This window comes from Sphingopyxis sp. LARHCG72 (genome assembly GCF_052871675.1).
Genome location: NZ_JBIXJU010000002.1, coordinates 347948 through 364038 on the forward strand (window position 1 = coordinate 347948; position 16091 = coordinate 364038).

The window sequence follows — 16091 nt, forward strand, 5'->3', positions numbered from 1 at the left end:
ATGGAGGGTGCCTTTGCGTCGCAGCCGATCCTGAGTGACACTGGTTTTCCGCTGCTTTTACGCTCGCTATTTTTTGGTCAGGCTCACGAGGCCGGCTTCCTCGCGCCCTTTCAGGGCGGCCATGACATCCGCCAGCGGTACGGGCGTGAATTCGCCCGAAAGAAAGTCCCGGATTTCGAGGGCCGTCATATTTCCGCGCGCGATCAGGAGGCTGAATTCGGCCATGAATTCATCGGGGAGGTGCGGGCCTGGGCCGCGCGGCGGGAAATAGGCGTCTCGAGGATATTTGGGGCCTGGCTTGACCATTATCCGCGCAGCCTCCTCCTCGAGCCGGGTTTTGGCGGCGCGCGCGGGTGCGGCGCCCGACGCGCGCGCCTTGAGGGCATAGACCGTATCGACTTCGCGGATAAGCGCCTGCGACCGCTGGTCGATCAAGCGCGCGATCATGTCGGTGCTCGACTGGCCCTTGCCTGCATCGGTCCACATCACGCGCGCCGACTTCAACACCGCGGCTTCGACTTGGCCCTGATGTTGCACGGCGGTGCGCGCTTCTTTGTAGGCGTCCGCCAGATTGCCGGGGGCTGCGTCGGACAAATAGCCAAGCGCCTTGGTGTGGGCCTCGCCCATCCGCGCGAGACCTCGACCGAGATTTTCGTTCAGTACCGCTTCGGCCATCGCGTCCGTCCCCGTCGCGAGGACGGCTAGCGACCCGAGCGCCACTGTCGCGGCACGCTTATACTGCGTGGGATCCTGCTTGTCGGGCGTATCGTCCGACGAGTGATACCACATGTCGGGCCAAGTTATGAACATGACCGCCGGCACGCCGTTCTGCATGTAAATCACATGATCACTCGCTCCATAATGCTTGTCGATCTTGACGTAGAACGGATCCTTGCTGCCACGCGGCGATTCCACGGGCTGGGTAGGAGCATAGCCGTTCAGCCCGCGGCGAAAGCGCAATCGCTCGCGTGTGATATCAGCGACATATTCCATCATGCTTTGCGGGATGTCGTTGAGATAGGAGGGAAAGCTGTCGGGCGTTCGCTGGAGTATCCAGTAACTGCGACTGTCCGAGAGGCGAAGCGCCTCCATGTCGAAATTGAGCGTGCCGATCATGTTGCGCGCCTTTTCCGGATATTTTTTGAGAAATTCCGCCGTGCCCCTGATTTCGGGTACGAACTGGAAATTGATCGTGCGCTTCGGTCTCGGCAGTTTGCCCTCGTTGATCAGCTTGATGTAGGCGCGGCCTGTTTCGAGAATGAGCGCGCAGCCGGAATTGTCGTCATTCGCGCCCTGCTTGATCAGGCCTTCATAGAGATGGCAGCTGATTCCGACTTCCTGGCTGGTCGAACCGTCGCCCGGAATCTGGGCGTGAACGATCTCCTCCTTCCCCGAAACTTCGACGCTGCGAACTTTCGAGCTGATGGTGACCGGGTGACCGCGCTCGAGAAAGCTGAGGAGATTTTGCCGGACCTCGGGCGTTACGGCCCACGCGACCGTGCCCGGCTTCGCCTCGACCTCGTCGTGAACTATCTGGCGCGGATAATCGATCGCGCGCTGCGGGCTGACCGCACTTACCGCGAGAACGCCGAGGGCGCCGCGCTCGACCGCTCGATCATAAACATTGGAAGGGCTGCTTGACGCCAGAACGAACTTACCCTTGACGTCCTTTCCCTCGAAGTCGATTTCGCGCCCGGCGCCGACATCGACCAGCGCCCCGGACAAATTGCCGCTGGCACTAAGTGAAACGAGGCTGAGCGCGATGTCCTGGATGTCGAAGAGTTTGACGCTTTTCGGGGTCTCCATCCAAAGCTCGCCGACCTCAGGTTGCCACGCCTTCTTATCTGCGCCGATCGTATCGACCGTTACATTCTTGAACCCGAACTCTTCGGCCAACTGCTTGACGACGCGAGTTTCCCGGAATGAGCCCTGATATTCCGACGCCGGCCGAACGCGTTGATAGGGTACCAGCTCCAGAACGCTCGCCATCGCACGCTCGCCCGACACTTCGTTGATGATCGCCGTCATCTGCTCCTGCGGAAGCAGCGTCCGATCTTCACTCTCCTGCGCGGTGAGAGGCGCGTTCGTAATCAGGATTGCCGTCAGCGTGATGGCCGCAATTCTACGCATGATGTGCAACTTCCTCTCTCGATCACAGATTTGACGCGTACGTCTTCGGTTCCGGCTTCTTTTCACCGCGCCGGCGCGCGGGCCGGCTTTAGCCGCTCGATCTCTTCCTCGGCAGCGCTCGGCGGCGGCATGGTTGCCGGGCTAAAGCGAGGCAGCATCTTCTCATCGTTCGCAAGCGCATAAACGAGTGCCGCAACCTCGACGGCTGCGACGCGGAGATCGGGCTCGTAAGCCTCCTCATATGTGTCGTAATTGGAATGCCGCGACGTGCTATAGTCGAGCCAATCCTGGTAAAGGCCGATCCCGGGAAGGCCAGCTGCGTAGAAGGCGCCCGTATCGGCCCCGCCGACCTTCCTCACGCTTGACGACATCGCGCCGGTGAATCCCCATTTCCGATAGGGCTCCATGGCCGTCGCAACGAACGCGGCAGCCCCTGGCGGACCGAACACCGTCGCTCCGCGCGGTCGCCCCGTGCCCGTGTCGATGTTCACGTAAGCGGCAAGCTTTGCATAATCCGGCTTCGGATTCTCGAAGCTGCCAAAATGCTGTGCGACATAGGCCTGCGAACCGAAAACGCCTTGCTCTTCACCTGTCCACAGCGCGACCCTGATTGTGCGGCGAGGCTTCACCTTGAGCGATTTCAGAAGGCGTACCGCCTCCATCATGATCGCCGATCCCGTTCCATTGTCGATCGCGCCGGTGCCACCTTCCCAGCTATCGAAATGGGCGCCGAGCATCACGACCTCGTCCCTCTTGTCGGTGCCCTCGATCTCCGCGAGCGCATTGTGCGCGACATGCCCGTCAGGATGAAAGCTGCTCTGGACGTTCGCCCGAACAGTGACCGGCGTTCCGCTATCGATTAGCCGCGCCATGCGGCCGTAATCGGCGTTCGAGATCATCACTGCCGGCAATTGAGCTGCCAGATTATAGCCGCTCGCGGTCTCGACCTTGAGAACGCCGCGAGCATCGGCGGAGTCGACGATTCTGAGCAAGGCCCCGTTTTCGGTGAGAAAGGCTGAGATTTGCTCGTGAACTTCATGAAGTGTCAGCCGGGGTTTTTCCCCCGACGAGGAAGGCGAGGTCGCAGAGGTGGCCGGCTTCTGGTTTGCGTCTCTCGGTGCGAACGTGGCGGCCCATTCGGAATCCGGAGTGCGCAGGAGAATAGGTTTGAAGTTTCGGAGCGGCACTGCCGGCGGGCCGACAAGGACAATCGCGCCGCGCACTTTCGATTTCCGCGGCGCGAGATAAGCCTGCAGCTCGGCGGCGGTCGGAAGGACATATTCGGCGTCTTCCGCGCCGCCAAGCGGCGCGGGCAGCGGATCTGCTTGCCCGGCCTTGGCCCGCGCCGCGGGGTTCTGCGCTCGCGCGCGGCTCGCCGGCGGCATGCCAGGCGGAGCCAAAAGAATGACGGGCGCGTTGACGAGACCCTTGGTCGACGGTGTCCAAGGCAGAGCGCGCGCAAGAATTGGCGCCTGATAGGGGGCGGTCACGCTCAGCTCGACGAGTTGGTTGCTCCAACCCGGAAAGCCGAACTCCCAAGGCTCAAGACGGGGTCTCTCGAGACCCCAGGATCGAAAGGTCTCGACGGCCCATTGAAGGCCGCGGCGCGATTGCGGCGAACCCGTGAGGCGGGACCCGTGCACATCGGAGATATTGTGCATAAGCCACATGATTTTCGAATTCGCCGAGCCTTCGGTCTCGAGCGCGTCCCTGACGACCTGCGGAATCTCCTGAGCGGCTGTCGACACGGAAAACGCTGCGGCTCCCAGCAATGCCAGCGACAATCTCTTCATGCGGTGCCCTTCACACTGTTACGTACCGTGCCGCTTCGCCCGGCCCCGCGGCCGGTTCCACGCGTTCGAGGCCTACCTCGCGAACGAGGTAGGCCTCTCCGAGTTTGGCAGCGACAATTGCCGCCTGGCTGTCTGGCATGTCCTCAATGAGGAGCTCGATCTTCATCGTGCCTGCCTCGACGTGCATCGTCATCGCCATGGGCAATGCAAGCAGGGCGCGCGGCGAATTTTTCGGCATGAGCAATCATTTCAGAGGCGCGGGATATCAGGCGCGCGGGCTGCAACAAAAAGGCGGGACCGTCGCCGGTCCCGCCTTCAAGGTCAGAACGAGTAGGAGGCTGTTACGCCTGCCGTTCTCGGCTGGATGAATGTTGCTGAAAGGGTGCTGCTTGTCCCCTGGTTGTCACCCGCATCGAGCACACCGCGCTCGTTGGTCAGATTGCGAATGAAGAGCGTCACGTCCCAGCGTTGGCCGCTCAGCGTAGCGCGCAGGTCGAATACATCCTGCGCCGGCAGGCGTAGGTTGCCTCGGCGCGCCAACGGTGCTGCCGACGAGCGGTAGAGTGTGTTGCGAGCGCCGAGGTGTGTGTAATTGCCGCCGAGAGCGAAGCTGTAATCGCCGCCAAGTTCCCAGCGCTTCTCGAACCCGAGATTGCCGGTGAACTTCGCAACATAAGGAAGCGGGTCGCCCTTGAAGCCGAGCAGACTCGGAGCCGGAGCCGGCTGAACGGGGAGCGGATCGCGCAACTCGGCATCGGTCAACGTCAGGTTGCCGTTAAAGGTCCAGCCGCTGCCGGGGCGCAGTTCGACGGCGGCTTCCCAACCGCGGCTGCGAGCCTTCCCGCCATTTGTGAAGAAGGGCAGCGAAGTTGCCGTCTGCGCCTGAAGCTGAATATCTTTCCAGTCGATGTTGAAAATGGCGGTGTCGATCGTCAGCATCCGGTCGAAGAGCTGGCCTTTGAAACCAAGTTCATAATTGGTCACACGATCGGGATCGAAATCCGGCGACGGTGCGGCAGCCGTGTTGGGACCGCCCGGGCGATAGCCGGTGGCGACGCGGGCGTAGACCATCATGTCGGGGGTGATCTTGTAACTGGGCGAGATGAGCCAAGTGACCGAATCATCCTTCGAGCGCGTCAGATCTCCGTCGCGCGTCACACCGAAAAGCAGCGGCGATGCGTTGGGCGAGACGATCTGGGCGTCGACATAGGTCTGCTTGTTCTTGCTCCAGCGCGCGCCTACCTGCACCTGGAACTGCTCGGTAAAGCTATAGGTCGCATCGCCGAAAACAGCATATTCCTTGTATGTGCTCGGCAGCGGGAAGACGACGACCGATCCGATCCGTTCGCCCGCGGCATCCGAAACATAGATTTCCTGATCGAGGATCGAACGTTCGTTCGTGTAGAAGCCGCCGAGGATCCACTTGAGGCTGCTATCATTATTCGACGACAGGCGAACTTCCTGAGAGAATTTGCGCGTGCGGCGATCATCGGTGAGGCGGACCTGGGCATCGGCCGGTGCTGCCGGATAGACCGGAGCGATCGCCGGCGAGCCGGGAAACAGCGCACCTGCCGGGAAACCCGTGAGGGCAAAGCTGAATGCACGCGTGTTGTCGGCATTAAGTTCGCCGAGCATCGCCGACCAGCCGCTCACCGAAGTGAGCGTCACACCCCCCAGTTCGAGTTCGCCTTTGATCTGCGTGAGCCGAGTCTTGCTCTCACCGAAGGACGATAGCGAGTCATTGCCGAAATAGCCGTAGAGCGGCGTGAACAACGGCTGCGCACGGTCGATCAGGGTAGAGGCGCTGTTGGTGAACTCATTCGTCTGCTCGAGGTGCGACACATTAAAGGTCAACGCCTCGATCGGGCGAAAAAAGGCGGCTGCGCGGAAGCCCCAATATTCGGACTTGTTGATGTCTTCGGCGACCAGCGCGCGCGTCGTGCGGTTGTAGCGGTCACCAAGCTTCGGATCGGAGCGCTTGTAGGCGCTGAGGCGAACGCCGAGCTTGTCGTCGATCAGCGGAACGTTGACCGCGCCGCGCACGGCCCAGCCGTCCGAACCGCCTCGCGCATTGCTATAGTTGCCTTCGACACGGCCGGACCATTCATTGGGATCGGCCTCGCGCGTCACATATTTGATGAGGCCGCCAAGGCTCGATGCACCATAAAGCGTTCCCTGCGGTCCGCGCAGAACTTCGATTTGTTGAAGGTCGGAAGGGTCGAGGTTCGGAGTCTGGCTGTTCCCAAGCGCGCTTGAAGAGCCGAACGGAACGTCGTCGATCGTGATTGCAACGGTCGGGTTGGTCGCGCCGCCGGCGTTGATGCCGCGGATCGCGATACCGAAGTTGCGGCTGCTCGAAATCGAGACGCCGGGGATGCGCGTCGCATAATCTTCGATCTTGACGAGATTCTGCTGAAGCAGGGTGTCGGAGGTCACAGCGGAGACGGAGACGGGAACGTCGAGCAGTCGTTCGCTTCGCTTCTGCGCCGTGACGACGATTTCGCCTTCGCTGACCGAATCATCGGCGGTCTGGGCGTGCGTCGGTGCGGCCGCGAAGGCGCCAATGGCGACACTTGCATACAGTCCACGAATGACAGCTTTGGTCAGAAAATTCATTGCAGTAACTCCCCCTTCAGGCAGGCCGGTACACGGGGCCAGTTCCTGGCGAACGTTCCGATCTTGCGTCGTTTGTTCAATGGCCCTACCATTACAGTGAACACCTTTCGCAACACGACGTCAACAATAAAATGATAAATTGTCATTGTTGTGACCTGAAGCGGTAATAGAGGGATTAACATATTGATTAATTAAGATATTATGTCGACCTTCTGATTGGAGGGGTGGGCGTCGAGCAACCCGCAAAGCGACTTCGACTGCTCATAGCTCCAATTTTGTCGACTATAATGAAGTGAGTGCATCGCCGGTTTTTTTCGAGTCTGGTCGCTGTTTTTTCGGCTTACGTTGAGCGCAGGTCGCCGGGGTCACTTCCCGGATGGCGATGGGCGAGCCGTATCACCGAAAAAGCTCGGGCTTCGGAAGAGATATTTCGTTGGTCGAGCAATTTCGGGCTCGATCGCGGTACGTCTGGTCCGATTCATTGTGCGACAAACTCCGTTCTTCGCCGCGCGGGAACGGGCCGGAAAACAAGCGCGGTGAAGCACATAGGTGGCAATCACCACATGGGAGGAAGTGAATGACAAACAAACTCGTGCTGGCAGGCGCTCTCATCGCTTGCCTTTCGCCGATCCAGGTTAGTGCAGAGGATAACGGCGCGGCGAGCGCGGCTCGTATCAAGGCCGACATGACCTTTCTTGCCGATGATGAGCTGGAAGGGCGGGAGGCCGACACGCGGGGATACCGCATCGCGGCAAAATATGTGGCGGCGCAGTTTGAGCAACTTGGGCTGAAGCCGATGGCCGCCGACGGAAGCTTTTTCCAGTCTGTACCGATGATCGCTTACCGCCCTGCGAGCCAGGCGCCGATCAAGCTCGTGCGTAAGGACGGAAGCAGTGTCGATCTCGTTTTCGGTACGGAATTTCTTCCCGAGGCGGTGGCTACATCCGGAAGCCGTAAGTTCGACGCACCGCTTGTATTCGCAGGCTATGGAATCGTTGCGCCGGAATGGAAGCGCGACGATTTTGCCGGCCTCGATCTAGAGGGCAAGATCGTCGTTTTGCTGAGCGGCGCCCCCGAGCAAGGGGCGGGCGATGAGCAGGCGTTTTTCGGCAGCACGTCGAACAAGCGAATTGAAGCGGCTAAACGCGGCGCGGTGGGCGTGATGATATTGTCCACCCCGGAAAGCGAGGCGAGGCGTCCCCTCGAGAAGAGCGCTCCGCGCTGGCAGGCATGGCGAATGGGGTGGAGACAGCCTGACGGCAAAGCATTTGACGTCGCACCCTCTGCACCATTGCTCGCCAATCTGGCCGCGCCGGTAGGCGACAAGCTGTTCGCCGGTTCGGGAATGAGCTTCGAGTCAATCGTTGCACGATCGAAAACAAAGCCGATCGCTCGCGCGCAGGCCAATTTGCAAATGCGCGCACAAGGAAGCCAGGTATCCGAAACGCGCGACACGCTAAGCTGGAATGTCGTCGGCAAACTTGAAGGGGCCGACCCGGATCGTGCCGTCGCGTTGACCGCTCATCTCGATCATCTCGGCGTATCTGAAAGCGAAGGCGCGAAGAAAATATATAGCGGCGCGCTCGACAATGCGTCGGGGGTTGCAACGATGATCGAGGTCGCTCGGCAGTTCCGCGAGCAAGGCGTGAAGCCTCGTCGCTCGTTGATGTTCGTCGCCATCACCGCAGAGGAAAAGGGCCTCATCGGCTCCGATTATCTCGCGAACAACCCGCTGATTCCTCCTCGTAATATCGACGCGCTTGTCAATCTCGACATGCCGATACTTACATATGATTTCGAGGACGTCATTGCTTTTGGGGCCCAGCATTCCTCGATCGGCCCCATTGTCGAGCGCGTAGCGGGACGGATGGGCGTGAAATTGACACCCGATCCCATGCCCGAGGAGAGCATCTTTACACGCTCCGATCATTATCGATTCGTGCAGCAGGGCGTTCCGTCGATCTTCCTGATGACCGGTTTCGGCAATGGTGGCGGTGAAAAGTTCAAGGGCTTCTTGTCAGGCTGCTATCACCAGCCGTGCGACAACCTCGCCCAACCAATCGACTATCGTGCTGCAGCCAAGTTTGCGAAGCTCAATTTTGAGCTGACCCGCGCGCTCGCTGACGCGGCCGAAGCACCGCGCTGGAATCCGGGCAATCTATTCGGCACCCGTTACGGACCTCTCCACCGCTAATTGCGGCAGGAGCAATTCTCACATCAACCAACATCCCAGGGTATTTTCATGATTTTCGGCCGCGTAAAGCCGCTCGACGCTATTTTGGCGACGGCGGAAAAGAAGTCATTGCACCGTTCGCTCGGCGCTTTTCAGCTGACGATGCTGGGGGTGGGCGCGATCATTGGATCCGGAATATTTGTCCTCACCGCCGAGGCGGCGCAAAAGGCCGGACCGGGGATGATGCTCTCCTTCGTGATGGCAGGCTTCGTATGCGCCGTGGCCGCGCTTTGCTATGCCGAAATGGCGGCCATGGTACCCGTCTCGGGCTCGGCCTACACCTATAGCTATGCCGTCATGGGCGAGCTCGTGGCTTGGCTTGTGGGATGGGCCCTCATTCTCGAATATGCCGTGGCCGCCGGCGCGGTCTCGGTGAGCTGGTCAGGATATGTGGTCGGCTTGATCGAGCATGCGGCGGGTATCGACATTCCCGTGACATTCGTTCTCGGACCGTTCGATGGAGGCCTGATCAATCTTCCCGCCATGTTCATCGCGGGGCTCGTCACCTGGTTGCTCGTTGTCGGGACGAAGGAGAGCGCGACGATCAATGCAATCCTGGTCGCGATCAAAATCTCGGCGCTGGCGCTCTTCGTCGCATTGTCGGTGCCTGTGATGAACATGGAGGGCTTCACACCCTTCGCTCCGCTGGGCTTTGCCGGCATATCTGCGGCCGCGGCTTCGATTTTCTTCGCTTATGTCGGGTTTGATGCGGTTTCGACCGCAGCGGAGGAAACTCAAAATCCGCAGCGCAACATGCCGATCGGCCTTATCGGCTCGCTCGCGATTTGCACGATTTTCTACATCCTCGTTGCTGCCGGTGTTATCGGCACTGTCGGGGCGCAGCCGGTCGTGGGTGCCGGCGGGGAGGCGTTGGCGCCTGGCTCCAAAGCTCTTTCTGACCAATGCGCTTTGCTCGCGGCCGAGGGACGGGAGGCCATATCCTGCTCGAAAGAGGCTCTTGCCTGGTCGCTCCGCGAGATCGGCTGGCCGCAGATCGGAAATCTCATCGGGCTGGCTGCGGGCCTCGCGCTGCCCTCGGTCATCCTCATGATGATGTTCGGCCAGACCCGCATTTTCTTCGTGATGGCCCGTGACGGCCTCCTCCCGAAGGCGTTTTCAAAAGTCCATCCGGTCTACAAGACGCCACACTTCATCACTATCGTTACGGGCTGCTTCGTCGCGATATTTGCGGCCTTTTTTCCGGTCGGCATTCTCGCGGAAATATCCAACTCCGGAACATTGTTTGCCTTTGCCGCTGTATCGATCGCAGTCCTTGCATTGCGGCGCACGGATCCACATCGCGCGCGGCCGTTCCGCACACCGGCGGTGAAGCTCACTGCGCCGATCGCCATCCTTGGTTGCCTGTATCTATTCTGGAGCCTCGGGGATGAGACGAAGCTCATGTTCCTTGGCTGGTCCACGATCGGTCTGATTGTCTATTTCGCATATGGCCGGAAGCGCAGCCACGTTGGTCGCGGTGCGATTGAAGTCTATGAGGTCGATGATGACGCTCCGCCGCTCCCTGTTCAGCCGGCGACCGAGCAATGACCGCTTGCCGTGACCCGCGAGTATTGTTGCCACTGGCTTCCTGTGAGCGACTGCTTGGCGGTGATCGGCTGAACGGGATCGACTGAGGCCGCTCGGGACGGAATATTATCGGTAGCTGATCGCCTTACGGCTCTCCGTGATTCTCCGGCGGTCGGATGCGTGCGCGCGGTCCGGCTGCGGGATCGCGCGACGGAATGTCATTCGCGTCGAAGCGGGGGAGCATCTTGTCATCGTTCGCCAGCGCGAACGCAAGCGCGGCTACCTCGACCGCTGCAATCCGTACGTCAGGCTCATATACTTCCTCATAGGTGTCGAAATTGGTATGATGGAGCCGGCTCAGATAATCGAATGGATCTTGATACAGTCCTATTGAGGGGAGCCCCGCGAGGTAAAATGCGGCCGAATCGCTCACTGGCCTGAACGAGGCTGTGTTGGCTCCCATGAAGCCCCAGTCCCTGAACGATGCCATTTTTTGGGCGACGATCGCTGCGCCTGACTGCGGCCCAAAGTAGGTGGCCGCTCTTGGGCGCCCGGTGCCGTGATCAAGATTGATGTAGCCGCTCAGTTTCGCGAATCCGGGCTTCGGGTGTTCGAAGCTGCCGAAATGCCTCGCGACATAGGCCTGCGACCCGTAGACACCTTGCTCCTCGCCCCCCCAGAGTGCAATGCGTATGGTACGCCGTGGCTTCAGTCCGGATGTCTTGAGGAGCCGCATTGCCTCCATCATGACTGCGGCCCCTACTGCATCGTCCGCCGCGCCGCTCGCCGTCGCCCACCCATCTATATGAGCCCCGATCATGACAATTTCGTCGCTTTTGTCGGTGCCAGGGAGATCCGCGACGACATTATATGCCGTGCTGCCGTCCGGGTGCAGCTCGTTCTGCACATTCATCCGAACCTCGACCCGCGTTCCGCCCTGAAGCACGCGCGCGATCCTTCCATAGTCGGAATTTGCGATTGTAACTCCCGGGACTTGGGGCGTCGCGCCATATCCGTTCGTGCTTTCGACCCGGATAAGGCCGCGCCGCTCGCCGCCATCCTTCACTCGAGCCAATGCGCCATTTTTCACAAGAAATTCCGCAATGGTCGCGTTGATCTCGTCTCTCGTCAGTCGGCCGTCCTCGACGGTTGGACGCGTTGACGAGCCTGGAGCAATTCCGGGAGGCGCATTTATAAGCGCCATCCACTCAGCGTCGGTTCGGCGCATCGGTTGGGGGATGAAATCGGGTTCCGGCGCCGCCGGCGGACCGACGAGGACAATCGCCCCTCTCACCTTTTCCTTTTGGCTCTCCAGGTAAGCCAGAAGTTCGGCCCGCGTAGGCAGCGGCGGTGAGGCGTTCATTTTCGGCATTGGGGGCTCTGCGACACCTCCCTTTGCTGCTTGAATGGAATCTGCTGTCCGGCGTGGCGCACGGCCCGCGGCTGGCATGCCGGGCGGCATGAGAATGACGGCGTCCGCAACGATAAGGCCGTTGGTTGATGGCGTCCAAGGCAGGGCGCGGGCAAGGACGGGTGCTTGGAAAGGAGCCGTCACGCTGATTTCGGTAAGCCTGTTGTGCCATCCCGGACGGCCGAACTCCCAGGGCTGCAGTTCGACATTTTTAAGGCCCCAGCTTCGCATCTGCTGCGCGGCCCATTCCTGAGCTTGCCGCAGCTGAGGAGATCCTGTCAGGCGCGGACCATAAATGTCGGTCAGATGGTGAAGAATGGGCATTAGCTGCGACGCGCGGGTTTCTTCGACGCGAAGCTGGGCGGGCACGTCGGTCTGAGCAAGCGCGACGCCATTTGCCAAAGCGGCAGTCACCAAGAATAAAAGTCGAGTACCCATTTTTACCTCCTTCTTCCTGCACTCCGAGCTCGTCGAAGCGGCTGAACCGGCTGCCGATCGCAGTGCGAAGACGGCCCCCGTTTGATGCCCCGGCGCCTGTTACCGCCATTTAGAACTGACAAGGGGCAGTGCGATCCTAATTTGGTTGTACCATAAACCAAAAGATCCATTTGCCCAAAATTGGTTTCGCGTTCCCATTTTTCGATCACGTCGCGGAGATTGGACGCTCGGCAGAAATACCCAAGGATAACCGTGCAATAATATGTGTCAATTGCACAATGCGCGAGATGCTGCAGGGTCACCATCTGCCCGAAAATGAAATTTTGATTCAATGGTCTGACATTTAGTATTGCTCGCTGTGCAAGGGAGTGATACGCCCGGCCCAACGATTCAGAGCTGGGCCGTCCAGCCGCCGGCGTAAGCCGAAAAGGGGAGTGAATGCGAATGGCATTGCCGCAACCTTCACTGCGATTCTGCCCGCTTACCGGCCTGCCAATGACGGTCGCCGGCCTGGGCTTGGATAGCGGCGTCTCGGTGCCAGCTAATGCTGCCTCTATCCCCTCTCATCCATCATTTACGCCCTACGCCGCCAGGCTCTCACGCGAGCTGGCCCGCGCCGTCCGGACGTTTTCCAGCGCATGCAGCGCCAAGGAGTGAACAAAAACACAAAGTGGAAGGGGACAAATTGATGCACTTCGGACGAAAACTTGCTTCGGCTTCGCTGTTGCTTTGCGGTGCGGCCATTGTGGCGCCTGCTTCGGGACAGGCTCTGATTCCAGACACCGATGACGCGGAGATCGTCGTAACCGCCGAAAAGCGCAGTGCGAATCTTCTCGATGTTCCAGTACCGGTGTCGGCGATCAGCTCCGACACACTTGTTCGCGAAAATCTCGTCACCCTTCGCGAGTTCGCATCCCGCACGCCGGGTCTGTCGGTCACCGGCTACAATGCCACCGAAATCTCGATCCGTGGAATCAGCAGTCCCGCAAACAGCACCCCGACCGTCGCGATAACTGTCGACGATGCGCCCTTCGGTACATCCAGCTGGGCGGGAAACAAGATCACGCCCGACTTCGACCCTTCCGATCTTCAGCAAATCGAGGTTCTGCGTGGGCCCCAAGGCACGCTGTACGGCGCCTCGAGCCTGGGCGGCTTGATCAAATATGTCACGCGTACGCCCGACACGCGGAACTTCACCGCGCGCGTCGAAGGGAATGTCGGCGTCGTCGAGGGATTCCTTCAAGAACCAGGGTGGGTCGGTGCGCTGCGGGGAGCCCTAAACGTCCCGATCCTTGACGATATGCTGGCGGTGCGAGCGAGCGGCTTCAAGCGATGGGACGCAACCTATTCCGTGCCTTACTATTCGGTCGCCACCGGCGACCTTCGCGGAAATCGCTATCGCAGTCCCGAAGTGCATGGCGGCCGGGCGGCGGTCTATTTCAAGCCTTTCGAAGCATTGACCATCAATCTCGCGCATTCGCGCCAAATCTCCGATAGCGTGACTTCGAGCGCGCTGACGACGGGAACGGATCCGACCTTGCGGATGGCGGCGCAGCGCGGGCGGTGGAAAGAGGAGAGCCGGGTCACTCAGCTTCGCGGCGATCTCGATCTCGGGCCGGCGACTTTGACGTCGGTCAGTGGCTGGACCCGCATGATCAATAATCAGGACGTCGACGTCGGCAATTCATTCGGCTTCCTACTGGGCTTCTATCCTGGAACGCCTGCGGGGACGCAGATCCGGCTCGTCGACGATTCCAACACGACAAAATTCTCGCAGGAGGTCCGCCTTGCCTCCAATGGTGAAGGTAAGATCGACTGGCTTCTGGGCGGCTTCTATACGACCGAGCGTTCGCAGGCAGACGTCGAACTGTTTCTGCAGGAGCCGGGGGGCGACAAGGACCAGGTCCTCTTCCTGGGGTCGCCGTCGACCTACAAGGAATATGCCGTCTTCGGTAGCCTGACCTATCATTTCTCCGAGAAGTTCGACGTTCAGATCGGCGGACGCTATAGCAAGAACAAGCAGGAGTATTTGCGCTCCCAGGATGTCGGGGCGCCGGTGACGCCAATCTTCGGCGCGTCTTTCATTGACCCGCTCGCTAGATCGGACGATGATGCGGTGACCTGGCTCGTGGCGCCGCGCTACCGGCTCAACGATGATGTCATGATCTATGCGCGTGTCGCATCCGGCTATCGCCCCGGTGGCCCCAACACGCCCGCGGCTCCTTTGGCGACATTCGCTCCGGATACGGTAGTCAACTATGAAGCCGGGTTGAAGGGTCGTTTTCTTGACCGGCGGTTGACGCTCGACCTGTCGCTCTTCAACATCGACTGGGACGACATTCAGCTCGGCGCCCAATCGGCATCTCTCTTCGATTTCTTCATCAATGGCGGGAAAGCGAGGAGCCGCGGCATCGAGGCGACCGCGCAGCTCGACATGGGTTCGGGATGGGATCTCAACGGCAATTTTACATACACTGACTCCGAGTTGCGTTCGGACATACCGGCTCCTGAACCCGGCGGCGCCAGCATCATCGGCTCGAAAGGCGACCAGTTGCCGAGCGCGACCCGGTTCACCTTCAATGTCGGGTTCGACAAGAGCTTCGACGTCGGGAACGGACTCGAAGCGACGATTGGGGCGAATTACTCATATGTCGGAAAGCGCGCCGGCGATTTCCGTTCCACCGATGCTTCCGTGGCGCGTCAGGCGCGCCTCAATACGCCATCCTTTGGCGAACTCGACGTTCGGGCAGAGGTGGGCAACGATCGTTTTCGTGCCAACCTCTTCGTGCGCAATCTGACCAATGAAAAGGGCGTGAGGAGGCTGGACGACGGTCAGGGTCTCGAAGCCAACGTCAGCCACTATCTGATCCGGCCGCGCACGGTCGGCGTGAATGTTTCCTTCAACTACTGAGGCGTGCGCCGGCGCCCTCCAGCGCGCCGGCCCGCAACCAGCCGACGGGAAAGAGAGAATATCGATGAACCGCATTCATCATAAATTTGCCGCAGCCACACTGGCACTCGCTTTTGGTGCTGCGCCGATTCAGGCGCAGGTTGCTAACCAGGCGCCGCGACCGGTCCACAAGACGCTTCTGCCGTTCGAGGAATCCATGGGAAAGGATACGAGCGTCGAGGAAATCACAATCGGCGTAGGTCAGCGGATGGACTTGGGAGGCTTCCCCGAGGAACGTCTCTACTACGTTCTCGACGGACGCGGGATATTGAGCGTTTACGACAAGTTTCCCGATGGCGACACTTACAACATCCGGCCCGACATCTCGCTCTATTTCACGCCCGGGCTTAAGCATGAGCTCTTCAACACGGGAACGTCGCCTTTGCGTCTGGTCGTCTTTCGTGTGAAAGGCGGTATCGTGCCGCCCAACGTTCCCGACGGCGCAGTTTATTGGCCTACGGTTTCAAAGCCCGGCGTCACCGTCGACAAGCCCGCCGTGGGAACCGGCTTTTGGATAACCTACGCCTTCGACGAGCATTCGAACACGTCGGTCACCGAAGGCCAACGTTTGCAGGTCAGGCGCCTTGGGCTGCGCCGGGCCCAGAAGTTTGCTGGCGCCGAGTTATTGGTTCTCGGTGAAAATGGAAAGACACGGCCAAGTGTCGGGGGCGACACCAATTCGACAGGCTACATCATATCGGGCGAAGGAAATTGGGTTCGGGACGGAAAGCGCTATCCCTTCAAGGCGGGCGCGGTCCGGGTCGGTCAGCCGGGTGCACTCCAGTTCACGGAGAATACCGCGGGCTATCCAATCACCTATATTGCGATCTCCACATTTCCCGACAAGACACCCAGATAGCGGGAAGGGGGCGGGCGTCCGCCCGCTTTCACCGCCTGACTGTCGAAGATTTAAGAAAGTCCGGGCGCAAGGAATAGCTGGCAAGAACCGACGGATTTTAAACGCACCATTTTCTCGCGTGCAGCGGAAGCCAG

The 16091-nt window shown here is 60.0% G+C and carries 9 protein-coding genes; 4 read left to right on the plus strand and 5 right to left on the minus strand.

Annotated features, from left to right (window positions below; genetic code table 11):
* Positions 1–66: 66 nt before the first annotated feature.
* From ACIPPQ_RS06835 to ACIPPQ_RS06850, 4 genes are all read right to left on the minus strand, one after another.
* Positions 67–2130, minus strand: a complete 2064-nt coding sequence (locus ACIPPQ_RS06835) for a M28 family peptidase (RefSeq protein ID WP_446543383.1) — start codon at positions 2128–2130, stop codon at positions 67–69.
* 62 nt (positions 2131–2192) lie between these two features.
* Complete coding sequence (locus tag ACIPPQ_RS06840) at positions 2193–3923, minus strand: M20/M25/M40 family metallo-hydrolase (protein ID WP_446543384.1); 1731 nt, start codon at positions 3921–3923, stop codon at positions 2193–2195.
* Positions 3924–3933: 10 nt separating this feature from the next.
* Positions 3934–4161 carry a hypothetical protein gene (locus ACIPPQ_RS06845; RefSeq protein WP_446543385.1) on the minus strand — a complete coding sequence of 76 codons (228 nt, stop codon included), beginning with the start codon at positions 4159–4161 and terminating at the stop codon, positions 3934–3936.
* A gap of 83 nt (positions 4162–4244) precedes the next feature.
* Positions 4245–6539 carry a TonB-dependent receptor gene (locus ACIPPQ_RS06850; RefSeq protein WP_446543386.1) on the minus strand — a complete coding sequence of 765 codons (2295 nt, stop codon included), beginning with the start codon at positions 6537–6539 and terminating at the stop codon, positions 4245–4247.
* Between the two features lie 577 nt (positions 6540–7116).
* Between ACIPPQ_RS06850 and ACIPPQ_RS06855 the strand changes: the two genes are divergently transcribed.
* Positions 7117–8733, plus strand: a complete 1617-nt coding sequence (locus ACIPPQ_RS06855) for a M28 family metallopeptidase (RefSeq protein WP_446543387.1) — start codon at positions 7117–7119, stop codon at positions 8731–8733.
* 48 nt (positions 8734–8781) lie between these two features.
* On the plus strand, positions 8782–10320 hold the full coding sequence (locus ACIPPQ_RS06860) for an amino acid permease (RefSeq protein WP_446543388.1): 1539 nt from the start codon (positions 8782–8784) through the stop codon (positions 10318–10320).
* Between the two features lie 124 nt (positions 10321–10444).
* Here ACIPPQ_RS06860 and ACIPPQ_RS06865 read toward each other — a convergent pair whose 3' ends face one another.
* Entirely contained in the window at positions 10445–12148 is a 1704-nt protein-coding gene (locus tag ACIPPQ_RS06865; protein WP_446543389.1) for a M20/M25/M40 family metallo-hydrolase, read from the minus strand.
* A 688-nt stretch (positions 12149–12836) separates the two neighbouring features.
* Between ACIPPQ_RS06865 and ACIPPQ_RS06870 the strand changes: the two genes are divergently transcribed.
* Complete coding sequence (locus ACIPPQ_RS06870) at positions 12837–15059, plus strand: TonB-dependent receptor (RefSeq protein WP_446543529.1); 2223 nt, start codon at positions 12837–12839, stop codon at positions 15057–15059.
* A gap of 64 nt (positions 15060–15123) precedes the next feature.
* Positions 15124–15957 carry a cupin domain-containing protein gene (locus ACIPPQ_RS06875; RefSeq protein WP_446543390.1) on the plus strand — a complete coding sequence of 278 codons (834 nt, stop codon included), beginning with the start codon at positions 15124–15126 and terminating at the stop codon, positions 15955–15957.
* Positions 15958–16091: the final 134 nt, after the last annotated feature.